Raw genomic sequence first — 832 nt, forward strand, 5'->3', positions numbered from 1 at the left:
GCCTGGCTGCGGCGATCCGCACGCGCAAGCTCAAACCAGGGGAAAAGCTGCCCTCCCACAAGAACTTGACCGAGCACTACGGGTTCGCCAGGGCCACGATCCAGAGGGCGTTGCGCGACCTGGAAGACGAAGGACTCGTCGTCTCGCGCAAGGGGAGCGGCGTCTACGTGCGGGAGCGCACCGAGCGCCCTGCGGGCTTGCGGCCCTACGTAGAGCAGGCGTTCGCCAGTGAATACGTCACCATTGATTTCGCTGGCTTCTCCAGTGAGACCCTGCACAACACGCTGCAAGAGCCAATCGACAAAATCCGAGTGGGGCGACTGACGCCATCGAGCATTCGCATTCGAATTCTCGTCCCGGACATGTCTGTCACGCACGCAGCCCCAGTCCTCATGGATGGCGCAGACGACCCTCGGTTGCGGCGCCGCATGCACGACATGATGATGGGTTTCACGCGCAGCATCTCGAATGCAGTCATGGAGCTTAAGCATCTAGAGCTAGTGCAAGATGCGAGCGTATTCGTTCGGCTGCATAGCGGCACCCAGTTCTTCAAGCTATACGTAATCAACGAGCGAGACGCGTTCTTCGGGTACTACCCGATCCGGCCCAATAAGGTTCTTGTGCAAGGGAAAATGGTCGAATTCTTCGACCTTGTCGGAGCGGATGCCACGCTGTTCCATCACTCAGTCAACGATGGCGACTCCACCAGCGGTGCCCAGCAGGTAGAGCAGGCGAAGCGGTGGTTCGAAAGCGTGTGGGAAACCATCGGAAGGGATTTTGACCCGAATGGCGAATAAAAGCCTAGCGCGACTCTTCGCGACTCGTGAAAGCG

Annotated in this window: 1 protein-coding gene; it reads left to right on the forward strand. The window is 59.0% G+C overall.

The genetic code is table 11. The features are described 5' to 3' along the window. The first annotated feature begins 2 nt into the window (after positions 1-2). Positions 3-797, forward strand: a complete 795-nt coding sequence (locus KUM32_RS35690) for a winged helix-turn-helix domain-containing protein (RefSeq protein ID WP_254406622.1) — start codon at positions 3-5, stop codon at positions 795-797. The last annotated feature ends 35 nt before the right edge of the window (positions 798-832 follow it).

Source organism: Streptomyces sp. AC627_RSS907 (assembly GCF_019049165.1).